This is a genomic window from Pseudomonas fakonensis (genome assembly GCF_019139895.1).
Classification (GTDB): Bacteria; Pseudomonadota; Gammaproteobacteria; order Pseudomonadales; family Pseudomonadaceae; genus Aquipseudomonas; species Aquipseudomonas fakonensis.
The window spans coordinates 2,684,210-2,699,715 of sequence record NZ_CP077076.1 but is presented as its reverse complement, the minus strand read 5'-3'; the positions used below and the strand labels follow the sequence as shown (position 1 = coordinate 2,699,715).

The 15,506-nt window shown below is 62.4% G+C and carries 14 protein-coding genes; 13 read left to right on the top strand and 1 reads right to left on the bottom strand.

All coding sequences use genetic code 11. The features are described from left to right. Positions 1-54: 54 nt before the first annotated feature. The 11 genes from KSS94_RS12165 to KSS94_RS12115 all read left to right on the top strand — a co-directional run bounded on the left by KSS94_RS12165 (position 55) and on the right by KSS94_RS12115 (position 11,029). Complete coding sequence (locus KSS94_RS12165; protein WP_217843216.1) at positions 55-975, top strand: LysR family transcriptional regulator; 921 nt, start codon at positions 55-57, stop codon at positions 973-975. 317 nt (positions 976-1,292) lie between these two features. Next, on the top strand, positions 1,293-2,093 hold the full coding sequence (locus KSS94_RS12160) for a transporter substrate-binding domain-containing protein (RefSeq protein WP_225935876.1): 801 nt from the start codon (positions 1,293-1,295) through the stop codon (positions 2,091-2,093). Positions 2,094-2,149: 56 nt separating this feature from the next. Beyond that, positions 2,150-2,971, top strand: coding sequence for an amino acid ABC transporter ATP-binding protein (locus KSS94_RS12155; protein WP_217843214.1), 822 nt, complete (start codon positions 2,150-2,152; stop codon positions 2,969-2,971). Between the two features lie 10 nt (positions 2,972-2,981). Continuing rightward, on the top strand, positions 2,982-3,653 hold the full coding sequence (locus KSS94_RS12150; RefSeq protein ID WP_217843213.1) for an amino acid ABC transporter permease: 672 nt from the start codon (positions 2,982-2,984) through the stop codon (positions 3,651-3,653). Positions 3,654-3,663: 10 nt separating this feature from the next. Continuing rightward, a complete protein-coding gene (locus KSS94_RS12145; protein WP_217843212.1) occupies positions 3,664-4,329 on the top strand; it encodes an amino acid ABC transporter permease in 666 nt (221 codons plus the stop codon). A gap of 47 nt (positions 4,330-4,376) precedes the next feature. After that, positions 4,377-5,255 carry a dihydrodipicolinate synthase family protein gene (locus tag KSS94_RS12140; RefSeq protein WP_264082028.1) on the top strand — a complete coding sequence of 293 codons (879 nt, stop codon included), beginning with the start codon at positions 4,377-4,379 and terminating at the stop codon, positions 5,253-5,255. A gap of 88 nt (positions 5,256-5,343) precedes the next feature. Further along, entirely contained in the window at positions 5,344-6,624 is a 1,281-nt protein-coding gene (locus tag KSS94_RS12135) for an NAD(P)/FAD-dependent oxidoreductase (RefSeq protein ID WP_217843211.1), read from the top strand. Beyond that, positions 6,621-8,102 (top strand): aldehyde dehydrogenase family protein, encoded by a 1,482-nt coding sequence (locus KSS94_RS12130; RefSeq protein WP_217843210.1) that lies wholly within the window; start codon positions 6,621-6,623, stop codon positions 8,100-8,102. The genes KSS94_RS12135 and KSS94_RS12130 overlap by 4 nt, the downstream gene beginning before the upstream one ends. A gap of 10 nt (positions 8,103-8,112) precedes the next feature. Beyond that, entirely contained in the window at positions 8,113-9,141 is a 1,029-nt protein-coding gene (locus KSS94_RS12125; RefSeq protein ID WP_217843209.1) for a proline racemase family protein, read from the top strand. Between the two features lie 203 nt (positions 9,142-9,344). Then, positions 9,345-10,052 carry a GntR family transcriptional regulator gene (locus tag KSS94_RS12120; protein ID WP_217843208.1) on the top strand — a complete coding sequence of 236 codons (708 nt, stop codon included), beginning with the start codon at positions 9,345-9,347 and terminating at the stop codon, positions 10,050-10,052. Between the two features lie 164 nt (positions 10,053-10,216). Further along, positions 10,217-11,029 carry an SDR family NAD(P)-dependent oxidoreductase gene (locus tag KSS94_RS12115; RefSeq protein ID WP_225935875.1) on the top strand — a complete coding sequence of 271 codons (813 nt, stop codon included), beginning with the start codon at positions 10,217-10,219 and terminating at the stop codon, positions 11,027-11,029. A gap of 71 nt (positions 11,030-11,100) precedes the next feature. Here KSS94_RS12115 and KSS94_RS12110 read toward each other — a convergent pair whose 3' ends face one another. Continuing rightward, on the bottom strand, positions 11,101-13,500 hold the full coding sequence (locus tag KSS94_RS12110; RefSeq protein ID WP_225935874.1) for a membrane-bound PQQ-dependent dehydrogenase, glucose/quinate/shikimate family: 2,400 nt from the start codon (positions 13,498-13,500) through the stop codon (positions 11,101-11,103). Positions 13,501-13,888: 388 nt separating this feature from the next. On the opposite strand from KSS94_RS12110, the gene KSS94_RS12105 reads away from it, so the two are divergent. Both KSS94_RS12105 and KSS94_RS12100 read left to right on the top strand, forming a co-directional pair. Next, on the top strand, positions 13,889-15,142 hold the full coding sequence (locus KSS94_RS12105) for an arsenic transporter (RefSeq protein ID WP_217843207.1): 1,254 nt from the start codon (positions 13,889-13,891) through the stop codon (positions 15,140-15,142). A gap of 52 nt (positions 15,143-15,194) precedes the next feature. Beyond that, complete coding sequence (locus KSS94_RS12100) at positions 15,195-15,482, top strand: hypothetical protein (RefSeq protein ID WP_217843206.1); 288 nt, start codon at positions 15,195-15,197, stop codon at positions 15,480-15,482. Positions 15,483-15,506 lie beyond the last annotated feature (24 nt).

Genomic DNA, 15,506 nt, shown 5'->3' with positions numbered 1-15,506 from the left:
GTCATGTGCGTTAAATCTGTATTTTCTTTTGCTCAGATATCGGATTACTCACCAATGACAAAAAAAACACCCCTCCACCAGGTCAGTGATTTCGATCTGCGCTTGCTGCGCGTGTTCAAGACCGTAGCCGAGTGCGGCAGTTTTTCCGGCGCCGAGAGCGTATTGGGCATCACCCGCTCCGCCATCAGCCTGCACATGGGCGATCTGGAAAAGCGTCTGGGCATGCGCCTGTGCCAGCGCGGCCGCGCAGGCTTCGCCCTGACCGATGAAGGACGCGAGGTGCTGCGCGCCAGTGAAACCGTTCTGGTGGCCATCGAGGGTTTTCGCAGCGAGGTTAACCAGATGCACCAGCAACTGCGCGGCGACCTGAACGTGGCAATCGTCAACAACCTGGTGACCCAACCGAAAATGCGCATCACCCATGCGCTCAAGGCGGTGCGCGCCGAAGGCAGCGGCGTGCGCATCAACCTGAGCATGAGCACGCCTGGGGAAATCGAACGAGGCCTGCTTGACGGGCGGCTGCACGTGGGCGCGGTGCCGCTGATCACACCGTTGTCCGGGCTGGATTACAGCCTGCTGTACGAGGAGCGCTCGAACCTTTACTGCAGCCATGAGCACCCGCTGTTCGCCCAGGCCGCGACGGTCAGCGACGCACAACTGGCCCAGGCCGATGCGGTGATCCCTGCCTACCGCATGACAGCCGAAGCGATCGGGTTGCACCAACTGCTCAGCTTTGCCGCCTCTGCCACTGACCGCGAGGGCATCGCCTTTCTGATCCTGACCGGCGCCTACATCGGTTTTCTGCCCGACCACTACGCCGCCACCTGGGTCGACAAGGGGTTGATGACAGCCCTTGATCCAGGCCGGCTGTACTTCGACTCCAAGATCGCCATCGCAACCCGCAAGGGGCGCAGGCAGAACCTGATCATCGAGCGCTTCGTCAACGAACTGCACCTTACCGATAACGCCATGTAGGCGTCGGCTTGCCGGCGACCAAGCCAGACCGGACAACGCAAAACCCCTCCCCCTGAGCAGCAGCGCACAGACAACATCACCCACAACGCTCTCATTCACCGCTTGCGGTGATCGAGGGCGTTTTTGCTTCCAAAAATTCTTTCAGGTGTGTTGACAGCCCCGACATATTCGAAATAGCCTGAATGCATTGCTGCACACATCGCAGCATCCAAATAAAAATACAGCGTTCGATATTTGCTTGCTCTTCTGTCTACAAGAACAACTCACCGGAGAGATTCAAAATGGCACGATCTATTTCGCGCAAAGTCGGTGGAGGCATGGTTTGCCTCACCGCTGCACTCACCCTTCTCATGCAACCTGCGGCGCACGCCGACACCCAGACCTGGGAGAACGTGCACAAGGCCGGCGTGCTGCGCTGCGGCGCGGCGATTGCAGCGCCCTATGTGATGCGCGATGCCGCCAGCGGCCAGTACAGCGGCTACTTCGTCGAGCTGTGCCGCGACTTCGCCGAGAATGTGCTGAAGGTCAAGGCGCAATTCGTCGACACCAGCTGGGACAACCAGGTGGCTGGCATCCAAAGCGGTAAATGGGACATGGCCATGGCCTTGAACATGACCCCCGAGCGGGCCAAGGCCGTAGCGTTTTCGGTACCTGCCACCGACTACCAGATTTCTCTGCTGATCAACGCCAAAAACCCCAAGTTCAGCGCAGCCGGCAGCAACCTGGCCGACTTCGACAAGCCGGGCGTGACCATTGCGGTGATCTCCGGCACTGCTGCCGACAAGGCAGTGTCTGGCGCCATCAAGCAGGCCACCCTGATGCGCCTGCCAGGCTCCGATGAAACCCGCATGGCACTGATGTCCAAGCGCGCCGACATCCTTGCCGACGCCAACGACACCAACCACCTGTTCGCCATGGCCAACAGTTGGGTCAAGGAAGTCACCCCAGTGCCGGCCCTGGCCAAACAAGGCGTGTCCTTTGCCCTGTCGCGGGAAACCCCAGCCGAGGACCTGGCCCAGCTGGATGCCTATCTGACCGAGCGTCGCGCCTCGGGCGAGATCGACAAGCTGGTCGATCAGGCCTCTGCCCAGATCATCGCTGGCCAGAAAGCCCAGTAATTCCCGCTGACTTGCCGAGGGCCGCGACCACAGGCGCCCTCGCGGAGACAACTGTTATGACCACTCCCCATTTGGTGGCGGCCTCGCCACAGGCTTCGCTCAACCCGAATTCAGCCCAAGGCGGCAATTTCATCCAGCTGCACGGCGTGCGCAAGGCGTACTCCGAACAGCTGGTGGTGATGGACGGGATGAACCTGGACATGCGCGCCGACGACCGCCTGGTGATCATCGGCCCGTCCGGCAGCGGCAAGAGCTCTCTGCTGCGGGTGCTGATGGGCCTTGAGGGTATTCAGGGCGGCAGCATCCAGTTTCAGGGCAAACCGTACATCGATGGCGGCCGCAAGCACGGCAAACCACTGGATGAAGTGCTGCACAAGCAAATCGGCATGGTGTTCCAGCACTACACGCTGTTCCCGCACCTGTCGGTGCTGGGCAACCTGATTCTGGCACCGGTGAAAGTACATGGCCTGAGCAAGGCCGAAGCTACCGAAAAAGCCCGCGCCTACCTCGCCCGTCTGGGCCTGGAAAGCAAGCTGCACGCGTACCCCAGCCAGCTCTCCGGCGGCCAGAAGCAGCGCGTGGCGATTGCCCGGGCACTGATGCTGGAACCGCGGCTGATGCTGTTCGACGAGGTTACTTCGGCGCTGGACCCGGAAATGGTCATCGAAGTACAGAACGTGATGATGCAACTGGCCGAGCAGAAGATGGCGATGATCATCGTCACCCACGACATGCATTTTGCCCGCCATATCGCCACCCGCGTGGTGTTCTGCGCCAACGGCAAAGTCATCGAGCAAGGCCCGCCCGAGCAGATCTTCACCCAGCCGCGTGAGGCTCGCACCCGCGAGTTTCTAGAAAAGGTTGTGCAGTTCGACTGAGGGCAAGGCCATGAACTACCAATTCGACTTCCACTTTCTCAGCGGCAGCCTGCCGGCCCTGCTCGACGGCCTGAAGGTCACCCTGCAACTGGCGCTGGTCTCCAACGTGATCGGCGTGGTGTGCGGCTTTGTGCTGTGCCTGATGACCCTGAACCGCTGGTTCTTCGTGCGCTGGCCGGCTCAGCTGTTCATCGAGTTCTTTCGTTGCACCCCGGCGCTGCTGCAGATCGTCTGGTTCTTCTACTGCGTACCGATGCTGTTCGACGTGTTCATCGACCCGATCGCCATGGGCTTTCTGGCCCTGGGCCTGAACCTCACTGCGTTCAACGCCGAGGCCTACCGGGCCGGCGTGCAGGCTGTGCCGCGCGAACACCTGGATGCCTCGATCGCCCTGGGCCTGAAGAGCTGGCAGCGCACCCTGTACGTGATCTTGCCGCAGTCACTGCGAAGCGCCCTTCCGGTACTGATCACCAACGGTATCGGCACGCTGCAGCAAAGCGCCCTGGTGGCCATCGTCGCGGTCGCCGACTTGATGTATGTGGGCAAGAGCCTGGCCACCGAGGCCTATCGCCCACTGGAAACCTACACCCTGATCGCCTTGATCTACTTCGCCCTGTCGCTGCCGATCGCGCAGCTGGTGCAGTGGTTCGAACGGCGCCAGGAAACGGCCGGCCAGCACTGAGGAGATAGCCATGCCACTCGATTTCTCGGTTGTTCTGGGCTACTGGCCAGTGCTGCTCAAAGGCCTGGCGCTGACCCTCGCCTTCACCGGTGTCTGCGCCGTGCTGGGCAGCCTGCTGGGCTTTGCCGTGAGCATGTTGCGCCAAGTCAAGCTCAAGCTGGTACGCCTGCCACTGACCCTCTACGTGGAGTTTTTCCGCGGCACGCCGCTGCTGATCCAGCTGTTCTGGGTGTTCTTCTGCTTTCCGGTGGTGTTCCGCCTGGACATCCCGCCCTACGTCTCGGTGCTGATCGCGCTGACCTTATATATGGGCGCGATCACCAGCGAGACCTTCCGCGGCGCGCTGAAGTCGATCGCCAGTGAGCAGCACGACGCCTGCACCGCGTTGGGCCTGACCTCGAAGGTCAAGGTGCTCTACGTGATCTTCCCTCAGGCCCTGCTGCGTGCCGTACCGCCGCTGCTGTCGAACGTGGTCAGCCTGTTCAAGGAGAGCGCGCTGATCTCCTCGGTGGGTGTCGCCGACCTGATGTTCGTCGGCCAGAACATTTCCAACAGCACTGCCCGCCCGGTCGAGTTCCTCTCGGCGGTGGCCGTCATTTACTTCCTCGTAGCCTTCCCGCTGACCCGACTGGTCGGCGTGGTCGAAGGGCGCTTGCTGCGCCGCTACGCCTACTGACCCGACCTGACCGGTCTTTATCACCTACAAAAACCACCCGGAGACTCATGATGAAACTGAACGGTATCCTCCCAGCCCTGGTAACACCTTTCGACGCCGCCGGCAAAGTCGACCACGACACCCTGGCCTCGATCCTGGAGCACCAGCTCAAAGCCGGCGTCAGCGGCTTCGTACCGCTGGGTTCCACCGGTGAATACTACGCCCTGGCCAACGACGAGCGCCGTCAGGTGCTGGCCACCGTCAAGGAAGTGGTCGGTGACCGCGGCACCCTGATTGCCGGTGCCAACGGCTCGTGCACCCGTGAAGTGCTGGAGCAGATCAAGCAGACCGTCGATGCCGGCTACAACAACTTGCTGATTGCCCCGCCCTACTACGCACTGCCGTCCCAGGAAGAGCTGCTGGCACACTACAACACCATCCTCGAGACCTTCCCCGAGATCAATGTGGTGCTTTACAACTACCCCGTGCGCACCAACGTCGAGGTGGGCCTGGACGTGATCGCCGCCCTGCACGAGCACCCACGCGTCATCGGTATCAAGGAAAGCAGCGGCAACCTGTTGCGTGCTATCGAAATCGGTGAAAAATACAAAGGTCTGCAGCTGTCCTGCGGCTCCGACGACCAAGCCCTGGACTTCTACCTGTGGGGCGCCGACAGCTGGATCTGCGGCCCGGCCAACATCTTCCCGGAGAAGGTCGTGGCCTTCCACAAAGCCTTCACCGGTGGCGATATCCGTGGCGCGCAGCAGATCATGCGCAGCCTGTTCCCGGCCATGGCCAACCTGGAAAGCGGCAAGTTCGTACAGAAGGTCAAGTACGGCGCCGAGCTGGCAGGCTTCAAGGTCGGCCCGGCACGCGCACCACTGCTGCCGCTGACTGACGACGAAAAAGCCGAGTTCCGCAAGGTGTTCGAAGCTTCGCAGCAGTAATAGCAATCGCATAAACGTCCCACTCCCTGCGGGGAGCGGGACGTTTATGCGGTCGACGCAACTTTAAAACTGAACAAGAGCCAGCCCCATGAACAACCCGCTCCCCTCACCGCAACAGGCCGTCGTCATCGGCGGCGGCATCGTCGGCGTGTGCTGCGCGCTGTACCTGCAGCGCGACGGCCACCGGGTCACCCTCATCGACCCCGCCGCGCCCGGCGACAGCACCGCCAAATGGAGCTGTGGGCAAATGGCGGTGAGCGAAGTCATCCCGCTGTCCAAGCCCGGCATCCTGATGAAGATCCCCGGCTGGCTGCTCGATCAAAAAGGCCCCCTGGCCCTGCGCCCAAGCGCGCTGCCGGGGATCCTGCCATGGTTCATGCGCTTTCTGGCCTGCGCCCGCCCCTCGAAGATCAACGAGATCGCCCAGGACATGGCGCGCCTGACCCAGCACGTGTACGAAGACTATGCCCCGCTGCTCGAGGCCTGCCCCGACAAGACCCTGCTCGGCGACCGGCCGATCCTCGAGGTGTTCGACTCCGCCGATGGCCTTGCCCACGAACGCCCGCACCTGGAGCTGCGCAAGCAACTGGGCTTCAAGTCTGAAGAGCTCGACGGCGCGGCAATCGGCGACCTGGAGCCAGCGCTGGCCGGCAAGTTCCAGCATGGCCTGATGTTCCCTGACTGGCGTGCAGTGAACGACACCGAAGGCTTCATCGCCGCATTGACCGAAAGCTTCATTGCCCAGGGCGGTGTGCGCGTGCGCCAGCGCGTGGTAAAGATCGACGAAAACCACGACAAGGCCACCGGCGTAACCCTGGAAGACGGTGCACGCCTGCCCGCCGACCTGCTGGTGGTGGCTGCTGGCACCGGCGCCCGTGCGTTCTTCGACACGCTCGGCGTGAACATTCCGCTGATGGGCATTGCCGGCTACCAGGCCGTGCTGCCGCAGCCAGGGGTGGAGATTCGCCACTCGGTCATCTACGCCGACGGCGGCTTCTGCTTCGCCCCGATGACCCGCGGGCTGCAGATCGGCGGCACCATCGAGTTCGCCGGCCCCAATGCCGAGCCGAACTTCAAGCGCGCCGAAATCATCATGGAAAAAGCCCGCCGCGTACTGCCGCAACTGAACACTGAAGGTATGGAATTCGGCGTGGGTTATCGCCCGTTCCTGCCCGATACCAAACCTGTGATCGACCGCTCGCCGCGGCTGAAAAACGCCATTCTGGCGTTCGGCCACGGCCAGCTCGGCCTCACCCTCGGCGCCACAACCGGCCGCCTGGTGAGTGACCTGGCCGCCCAACGTACCCCGACTCAGAATCTTTCTGCATTCAGTGCCCGACGCTTTGCCGTCCTTGGAGGAAACGCATGAACCGCTACGACCAGTTCTACATCAATGGCCAGTGGGTCAGCCCGATCGAAGGCGGCAGCTTCGAATCCTTCGATCCCAGCGATGAAAGCCTGATCACCACCGTGGCCTCGGGTAGCGCCGCCGACATCGACGTGGCGGTCAAGGCCGCCCGCGCAGCCTTCGACGAGGGCCCGTGGCCGCGCATGAGCGGCGCCGAGCGTGGCGTCTACCTGCGCAAGATCGCCGACGGCATTCGTGCCCGCCAGGAAGAGCTGGCAGAGATCGAAGTGCGCGACAACGGCAAGCCCTTCCCCGAAGCGATGTGGGACATCGGCGACACCGCCGGTTGCTTTGACTTCTACGCCAACCTGGCTGAAGAACTGGATGAGAGGCGCGAGAAGCCTGTTGCGCTGGCCGACGACCGCTTCAGCTCGCTGGCACGCAAAGAGCCGATCGGTGTAGCCGGTGCCATCGTGCCATGGAACTTCCCCATGCTGATGGCTTCGTGGAAGATCGCTCCGGCTCTGGCGGCTGGTTGCAGCATCATCCTCAAGCCAGCCGAGCAAACCTCGCTGACCGCCCTGGAGCTTGCCCGCATCGCCGACGAGGCCGGCGTGCCGGCCGGTGTGCTGAACATCGTTACCGGCCCGGGCTCAAAAGTCGGCGCCGCGCTGACCGCCCACCCGGGCGTGGACAAACTGGCCTTCACCGGCAGCGTGCCGGTGGGCAGTCGCATCATGCAAGCGGCTGCTCAGGACATCAAGAATGTCACCCTGGAGCTGGGTGGCAAGTCGCCGTTCGTGATCTTTGCCGACAGCGATATCGAACAGGCCGTCGAGTGGATCATGTTCGGCATTTTCTGGAACAAAGGCGAAGTCTGCTCGGCCACCTCCCGCGTACTGGTCGAGCGTTCGGCCTACGAGCCGCTGTTGGCCCGTCTGGCCGAAGAAGTGCGCAAGGTGAAGATCGGCAACGGCATGGAGGAAGGCGTGCTGCTCGGCCCGCTGGTTAACCGCAGCCAGTACGACGGCACCCTGAAAGCCATCTCACGCGGCCTGGAAGAAGGCGCGCGCCTGGTGTGTGGCGGCGAACGCCCGGCGCACCTGGACAAAGGCTTCTACCTGCAACCCACGGTGTTTGCCGACGTGCCGGAAGACAGCTGGATCTGGAACGAAGAAATCTTCGCCCCGGTGGTATGCATTCGTCCGTTCGACAGCGAAGACGAAGCCATCAAGTCGGCCAACAACTCGCGCTTCGGCCTCGGCGCCGCGGTCATGTCCAAGGACCTGGAGCGCTGCGAACGAGTGGCTCGCAAGTTCCGCGCCGGCATCGTCTGGATCAACTGCTCGCAGCCAACCTTCACCGAAGCACCATGGGGTGGCTACAAGCAGAGCGGCATCGGCCGCGAACTGGGTGAGTGGGGCCTGAACAACTACCTCGAAACCAAGCAGATCACCCGCTACAACAGCGAACAGCCTTGGGGCTGGTACATCAAGTGAGGTAACACCCATGCGTTGGAAACAGACTCTTCAGCTGGCTGAAGTGCACTGCGAAGGCGAGATCGGCAAGGTCATCACCGGCGGCGTGCTGGGTATCCCCGGTACCACCATGCTGGACAAGATGAACCACATCAACGAGGTGGACGACAGCCTGCGCCGCCTGGTGACACTCGAGCCGCGTGGCTGCCTGCAAATGTCGGTCAACCTGCTGCTGCCGCCAACCCGGCCAGAAGCTCACGCCGGTTTTATCGTGCTGCAGGCCGACAAGGCCCACCCAATGTCGGGTAGCAACTGCATCTGCGTGGTCACCGCCCTGCTGGAGCTGGGCATGGTGCCGATGCAGGAGCCCGAGACCACGGTGGTGCTCGACACTCCCGCAGGCCTGGTCACCGCTCGCGCCCAGTGCGCGGATGGGCGTTGCCTGAGTGTGTCACTGGACATGGTGCCCGCGTTCGTCGAGCACCTGGACCTGGCCATCGAGACCGAGCAGTTCGGCACGATCAAAGTCGATGTGGCGTTTGGCGGCGTGTACTACGCACTGATAGATGTAGCGCAGACCGGGCTTTGCATTGCGCCAGAAAATGCCCGCGCCCTGGCCGATGCCGGCGTTGCTCTGAAGGATGTGATCAACCGCCAGCTGAACATCCAGCACCCTTTGCTGCCCTCGGTCAACGAAGTGGCCTACGTGATGTTCCGCAATCGCCTGGACGATCGCACCTACCAGACCTGCACCACCTTGCCGCCAGGGCGGGTCGACCGCTCGCCATGTGGCACTGGCAGCTCGGCCAATTTGGCTACGTTGGCGGCGCGCGGGCTGGTGCAGGCAGGTGACAACCTGGTGTCACGCTCGACCATCGGCGGGCAGTTCCAGGTTGCCCTGCTTGGCCACACCGAGGTCGCCGGAAAACCTGCGGTGCTGCCGCGAGTCACCGGCCGAGCCTGGCTGTATGGGCTACAACAAATGGGCGTGGACCCAAGCGACCCGCTCGCCGCAGGTTTCATGCTCAGCGACACCTGGGGCGCAGGCCTCGGTCAATAAACCCGCTGTACTGTGCCTGGGCGACCGGGCACAGTCGAACGGGCTGGAACACGATATGGCAGGACCGAACAGCGTATTCCCCTGGATGGGTAATATTGACGTCGCAACCGTCTTGCTCCCATGCTGCGGGTCGCACAGTTGACTACCAACTGTATACAACAAGGTCTGGCCTGTAAGATACGCACCAGACCAACCGAGACCTGATGATGGCAAAAGAAACCGATACCGAAAGCGGCCCGCGTCGGCACAGCGGGCGCTATATCTACGAGGAGCTGCGCAAGCAGATCCTGACCCTCAAGCTCAAGCCTGGGGTGCAGCTCGATGAAGTGTCCCTGGCGGCGCAGTTCGGGCTTTCCCGCTCCCCGGTACGTGACGCGCTCGCGCGGCTGATTACCGAAGGGCTGGTGGTCATTCTGCCGAACCGCACCACGCTGGTGACCCCCTTCGAGATCGAAGAATTTCCCAACTACGTCTCCGCCCTGGACTTGATTCAGCGGGCGGTGACACGCCTGGCCGCCACCCAGCATCGTCCAGAAGACCTGCAGGCGATCCGCGATGCCGACGCGGCCTATCTGAATGCGGTAACCACCGGTGACTTCCAAGCCATGTCGGAGTTGAACAAGGCGTTCCACATGGCGATCGCCCACGCCGGCCGCAACCCCTACTTCATCACCTACTACGAGCGCCTTTTGGGTGAAGGGCAGCGCTTGCTGCACCTGCACTTCGACCATGTCGTCAGTTCTGCCAGCGCACATCGCCTGGGCCGTGACCATGACGAAATGATCGAGGCTATCGCAGCACGCGATGCCGACGCCGCAGAAGCCGCAGCGCATGAGCACACCATGCTCTTCCAGCGACGCTTCCTGGATTACATGCAGCAAAACCTTACCGCTCGCATGTCGATCGCCTGATAGAGCTGCAGTATTCAAGTGCTGCGGCCCACCTGAACAAGGTCGGGCCGCAGCACTGATTCCTCGTGCCCGACCATTGCCTTTTTGCCCGTTATTGCGTGCTTGCGCCAGCGTTCTCTCGTGCCCGAATTAAATTGCATGCATCCTTGTATGCATGATATTCAATGCCTCAGTTGCTCTATCCCGCTGCACAACAACAATCACTGAGGTCAGACAACACGATGAACAGGTTTGAAGGCAAAGTAGTACTGGTTACCGGCGCCGCTGGCGGCATTGGCAGTGCAATCGCGACCCGCTTCAGCGCCGAAGGCGCGACGGTAATTGTCACTGACGTCAACCTGGAGGCGGCGCAGGCCGTGGCCCAGCGCTTGCGCTCAGCGGGCGGGCAGGCGCAGGCGCTAGCCGCCGACATCGCCCAGGGCGATGCCTGCCGCCAGTTGGTGACCAAGGTACTGGGCGAGCTGGGGCGGATCGATGTGCTGGTCAACAACGCCGGGATCAACCGACGTGGCAACCTGCTGGCGTTGAGCGACGACGATTGGCACAGCAGCTTCGCGGTGAACGTGGATGCGATGTTTCACCTGTGCCGCGCCGTGCTGCCTGCCATGATCGAGGCAGGCGCCGGAGCGATCGTCAACACCGCCTCCCAGTGGGGACTGCACCCGGCGCCCGGCCATATTGCCTACAACGTAACCAAGGCCGCGGTAGCATCGTTCACGCAAAACCTGGCGCGCGACTACGCCCCGCACAATATCCGGGTCAACGCGGTTTGCCCGGGCGAAATCCACACACCAATGCTTGAAGCCGGCGTGTTGCGCTCAGGCCGCACCATTGCCGACCTTGACCGCATGGTCCCCTTGGGTCGAATCGGCAAGCCTGAGGAGGTTGCTGCGCTGGTTGCCTTCCTGGCTTCGGACGAAGCCGCGTTCATGTGTGGCTCGCTGGTTGAAATCACCGGTGCGCAGGCGGTTGCCTGACGCTTGAATGAAGAAGGCCCAGGCCGGTTTGCACCGAGCCTGGGCCTTACTTGAGCGCTGCAAGCGGATGCTTACGGCAGTGCGTAGGCCACTACGCTGTCACCGCGCTTGTCAGAGTGCGGCGAACCGCCGGCAAAAATAACCACGTATTGCTTGCCGGTCTTTTCCGAACGGTAGGTGATCGGACCGCTCTGGCTACCCACAGGCAGGCGCGATTTCCACAGTTCTTCACCGGTGCGGCTGTTGTAAGCGCGCAAGTAGAAGTCCTGAGTGCCAGCGAAGAACAGCAGGCCGGATTTGGTCGCCAGCGAAGGGCCGAGCGTCGGCATACCCAACGGCAGCTTCAAACCGGTAGGGATATTCAGCGGGCCGGTGTCCTGCACAGTGCCGACCGGCACCTGCCAGACCAGCTTGTGGGTTTTCAGATTGACTGCCGACAAGGTGCCAAATGGCGGCGCCTGGCACGGTACACCCAGCGGCGACATGAAGCGCTCGCGCCAGGTACCAAACGGGGTGCCCTTCTGCACGATGATGCCCATGCCTTCGCTGCTGCCAGTGCCCGGCGGAATATCTTTGGCCGGTACCATGTTGTAGTGCAGGCCCAGGCGCAGGTCGTTGATGAACATCAGATGGGTGGTTGGGTCCACCGACACACCGCCCCAGTTCATGCCACCCAACGAGCCCGGGTACTGAATTGCCCAGTCTTCACCCGGTGGGGTGAACACGCCTTCATAACGGCTGGACTTGAAGATGATCCGGCAGATCAGTTGGTCGAACGGTGTAGCGCCCCACATGTCGGACTCTTTGAGCACCTCGTTGCCGATATTCGGCATGCCCACCGAGTACGGCTGGGTTGGCGAGTAGCGTTCGCCAGCCAGGTTGCCCTGCGGCACAGGACGCTCTTCGATGTCGGCCAGCGGCTTGCCGTTGGTACGGTCGAGCAGGTAGATCATGCCAGTCTTTGAGGTGACCGAAAGCGCCTTGGACACCGACCCGTCATCGTTGGGAATATCGTAGATCAGTGGTTGGCCAGTGACGTCGAAGTCCCAGATATCATGGTGCACGGTCTGGAAAGACCATGCCGGGCGACCAGTGCCAACCTTAACCGCAACAATCGACGAGCCGTACTTGTCGTCCGCATCGGTACGAAAACCCGCCCAGAAGTCCGGGGTGGCGTTACCGGTCGGCAGGTAGACCATGCCAAGCTCTGCATCGTAAGACATTGCGACCCAGACATTCGGCGTACCGCGGGTATAGCCTTCAGGCGACAGCGGCTCACGGGTGACCGCCGGATTGCCCGGGTCCCAGGCCCAGACCAATGTACCGGTGACCGCGTCGAAGGCACGCACCACACCCGGCGGCTCGTTGGTTTCGAAGTTGTCGATGACACGGCCACCCACGATCACCAGGTTGCCCGCCACCAATGGGGTGGACGACTGCTGGTAATAGCCCGGCTTGACCTCGCCCATGCCGGCCTTGAGGTCGACCGCGCCGTTGTCGCCAAAGTTGGCCACAGGTTTACCGGTGTTGGCGTCGATGGCCATCAAGCGGCCATCGCCCGTCGGGAAGATCAGGCGCTGAGGGCTGACCGAAGCGTTGAGGGTAGCGTCGGCTGCAACGCCCGGTACATCGGCGACTTTCTTGGCTGTGGTGGCATCGAAATACGCCATGCCGCGGCAGCGCTGGTAAGTGGAGTTACCCTTGCCGGCAGCGTAGCGCCAGTTTTCCTTGCCAGTGTCGATATTGAAGGAGATCACCGTGCTGTAAGTGGTGCAGACGTACAGGTTATCGCCGACCTGCAGCGGGGTGTTCTGGTCTTCGGCATCGCCGACACCCGGAACCACTGCCTCACCGGTATGGGCGGTCCAGGCCACTTGCAGATCCTTGACGTTGGCGGGAGTGATATCGCCCACGCGCGAGAAGCGCGAACCGTGAGTGTCACCCGCCCACGCCTTCCAGTCGCCCGGCTCTTTCTCGTCGTTTTGCGGCTTTACTTGCTGTGCAGCGGCAACGGACTCGGCATCACGAATGATGTTCTTCGGCTCGAAAGCGCTGACCGCAGTCACAACCACACCCACTGAGGCAACCGCGCCAAAGGCGACACCAGCTATGCGTGTCTTGCGCGTGCGACTGAACAGTGGGACCGAGAAGGCGACTGCCGCTCCAATGATGGCGAAGGCGAACAGACGCGACAGCAAGGGCCAGAACTGCAGACCGACATCCACCAACGCCCAGATCGCGGTATACGCCACCACCGCCGCGATCAGGACGACGCCGAGCATGCGCCGACGGATGATCAGGCCACCCGCAGCGACCAGAATCACTCCCGCACTCAGGAAGTACCAACTGCCGCCCAGCCATGCCAGCCAGCCGCCGCCGCCGATGAAATAAAGCCCTGCCAGCAAAATTACCGCGCCGAGGGTCGCGAGCCAGGCTCGCCCCAAACGGCTCGGGAAGACATCTTCAACCACTTTAAGTCCCTTCCAACGTTACGAAAGGGCAAATTGTCGCATGTATACATCACAACACACAAACATGAAGTCATAGCTGCATGCAAAGATATATGACCAAGAAAGCGCCCTCGGGTTGCCCCCCTCACAGCGCGGGCGGGTCAAAATAGACAAGTCGATGCTTGAACAGCTCGGCCTGGAACCTCTCGTTCAGCACGACAGTCCTTGTGCACAGTTGGCCGTGGGCCTTGGTCAGGCGCCATGCAGTACCAAGGTGCCGGCTATGCCGCCGCCTTCCTGACCCTGGCAGTCATTGCCGACGCCGCCTTTGTGCTGGTATTGATGGCACAGCCCGAACCCTGCTCTGGCGCCTCGCCCTCACCTCCCCCTGCCGGAAACTGAACACCCCATGCCCGTCAGCGAACACCCATCGATCATCTGGGCGATTGCCGCCCTGGCCACCTGCGGCGTCATCCTGCGCCCCTGGCGTATCCCGGAATACGTCTGGGCCCTGGGCGGCGCGTTGCTGCTGGTCGGCCTTGGGCTGATCACACCCGGCAGCGCACTGGCCGCCGTGGCCGAAGGCGGCGACGTGTACCTGTTCCTGGTCGGCATGATGGTGCTGGCGGAGCTGGCCCGCCAAGAAGGCTTGTTCGACTGGCTGGCCCGTTATGCCGTGCGCCACGCCCGGGGCTCGGGGCAACGGCTGTTCGACCTGGTGTTTCTGGTGGGCACGCTGGTCACGGTGTTTTTGTCCAACGACGCCACGGCCGTTGTGCTGACCCCGGCCGTGTATGCCGCGTGCAAGGCCGCCAAGGCCGAACCTTTGCCCTACCTGTTCATCTGCGCCTTCATCGCCAACGCCGCCAGTTTCGTGCTGCCGATTTCCAACCCGGCCAACCTGGTGGTGTTCGGCAGCCAGATGCCGCCACTGCTGGACTGGCTGAGGCAGTTCAGCCTGCCGTCGCTGGCGGCGATCGCCCTCACCTACCTGATGCTGCGCCTGACCCAGCGCCGCCAGATCCGCCAGCCGCTGGCCCTGCAGATCGACCACCAGCCCTTGGGCGCCGGTGCCCGCCTGTGCGCGCTGGGCATCGGTTTTACCGCGGCCTTGCTGCTGGGCGCATCAGCCCTGGACCGGGCACTGGGCCTGCCGACGTTCTGCGCCGGGGTGGCCAGCGCAGCGCTCGTCCACCTGCGCCAGCGGCGCAGCCCAATGCCGGTGCTGCGCCATGTGGCGTGGGGCGTGCTGCCCCTGGTGGCGGGCTTGTTCGTGCTGGTCGAGGCGCTGGCCCAGACCGGCCTGGTGCTGCGCCTGGCTCAAGCGCTGGCCAGCCTTGCCGAAGCCTCGCCAGCCAAGGCCAGTTGGCTGGCGGGCGTCGCGGTTGCCCTGGCCAGCAACCTGATGAACAACCTGCCCACCGGGCTGATTGCCGGGTCCATGGGCTCGCTGGCGGCGTTGCCGCAACAGACTACCGCTGCGCTGCTGATCGGTGTCGACCTGGGGCCGAACCTGTCGATCACCGGCTCCCTGGCGACCTTGCTGTGGCTGGTGGCGATCCGCCGCGAGGGTGAGCACGTCAGTGCCTGGCGCTTCCTGCGCCTGGGGTTGCTGGTGATGCCGCCTGCGCTCGTGGGGGCGCTACTGGCGTTGCTGGTTTGAGCACGCGTGTACTGAAAGCCCGGTTATATCCACCTACGGCGCCGCAACCATTATGAAGAAACTGTTTGCCCTGATTGTTCTGGCTATGCTGACAACGCTCTACTTTGGTTACTACCAAGCCCTTGAGGATGGCGACATCGAAACCATCCTGTTCGTGAAAAAGCACCCGACGTTGCAGATGGAGTTCTACAACATCCACGCCAATGATGGGGAAATTCGCCAAGTCGAACAGCTCACGAAGCAAGAGCGTCAGTGGATCATCGATTACTGCTGGTACCGGCTTGGCATCCACACCGAACTGAACACACAAAACGACGTGGAAACCTGCAGGAAGAAATAGCTCAAAGAGAAGAAGAAAAAACCA

Excerpts from the sequence above, each read along its gene's own strand:
- KSS94_RS12165 (WP_217843216.1), top strand. The coding sequence starts at position 55 with ATGACAAAAAAAACACCCCTCCACCAGGTCAGTGATTTCGATCTGCGC.
- KSS94_RS12160 (WP_225935876.1), top strand. The coding sequence starts at position 1,293 with ATGGTTTGCCTCACCGCTGCACTCACCCTTCTCATGCAACCTGCGGCG.
- KSS94_RS12155 (WP_217843214.1), top strand. The coding sequence starts at position 2,150 with ATGACCACTCCCCATTTGGTGGCGGCCTCGCCACAGGCTTCGCTCAAC.
- KSS94_RS12150 (WP_217843213.1), top strand. The coding sequence starts at position 2,982 with ATGAACTACCAATTCGACTTCCACTTTCTCAGCGGCAGCCTGCCGGCC.
- KSS94_RS12145 (WP_217843212.1), top strand. The coding sequence starts at position 3,664 with ATGCCACTCGATTTCTCGGTTGTTCTGGGCTACTGGCCAGTGCTGCTC.
- KSS94_RS12140 (WP_264082028.1), top strand. The coding sequence starts at position 4,377 with ATGATGAAACTGAACGGTATCCTCCCAGCCCTGGTAACACCTTTCGAC.
- KSS94_RS12135 (WP_217843211.1), top strand. The coding sequence starts at position 5,344 with ATGAACAACCCGCTCCCCTCACCGCAACAGGCCGTCGTCATCGGCGGC.
- KSS94_RS12130 (WP_217843210.1), top strand. The coding sequence starts at position 6,621 with ATGAACCGCTACGACCAGTTCTACATCAATGGCCAGTGGGTCAGCCCG.
- KSS94_RS12125 (WP_217843209.1), top strand. The coding sequence starts at position 8,113 with ATGCGTTGGAAACAGACTCTTCAGCTGGCTGAAGTGCACTGCGAAGGC.
- KSS94_RS12120 (WP_217843208.1), top strand. The coding sequence starts at position 9,345 with ATGATGGCAAAAGAAACCGATACCGAAAGCGGCCCGCGTCGGCACAGC.
- KSS94_RS12115 (WP_225935875.1), top strand. The coding sequence starts at position 10,217 with ATGCCTCAGTTGCTCTATCCCGCTGCACAACAACAATCACTGAGGTCA.
- KSS94_RS12105 (WP_217843207.1), top strand. The coding sequence starts at position 13,889 with ATGCCCGTCAGCGAACACCCATCGATCATCTGGGCGATTGCCGCCCTG.
- KSS94_RS12100 (WP_217843206.1), top strand. The coding sequence starts at position 15,195 with ATGAAGAAACTGTTTGCCCTGATTGTTCTGGCTATGCTGACAACGCTC.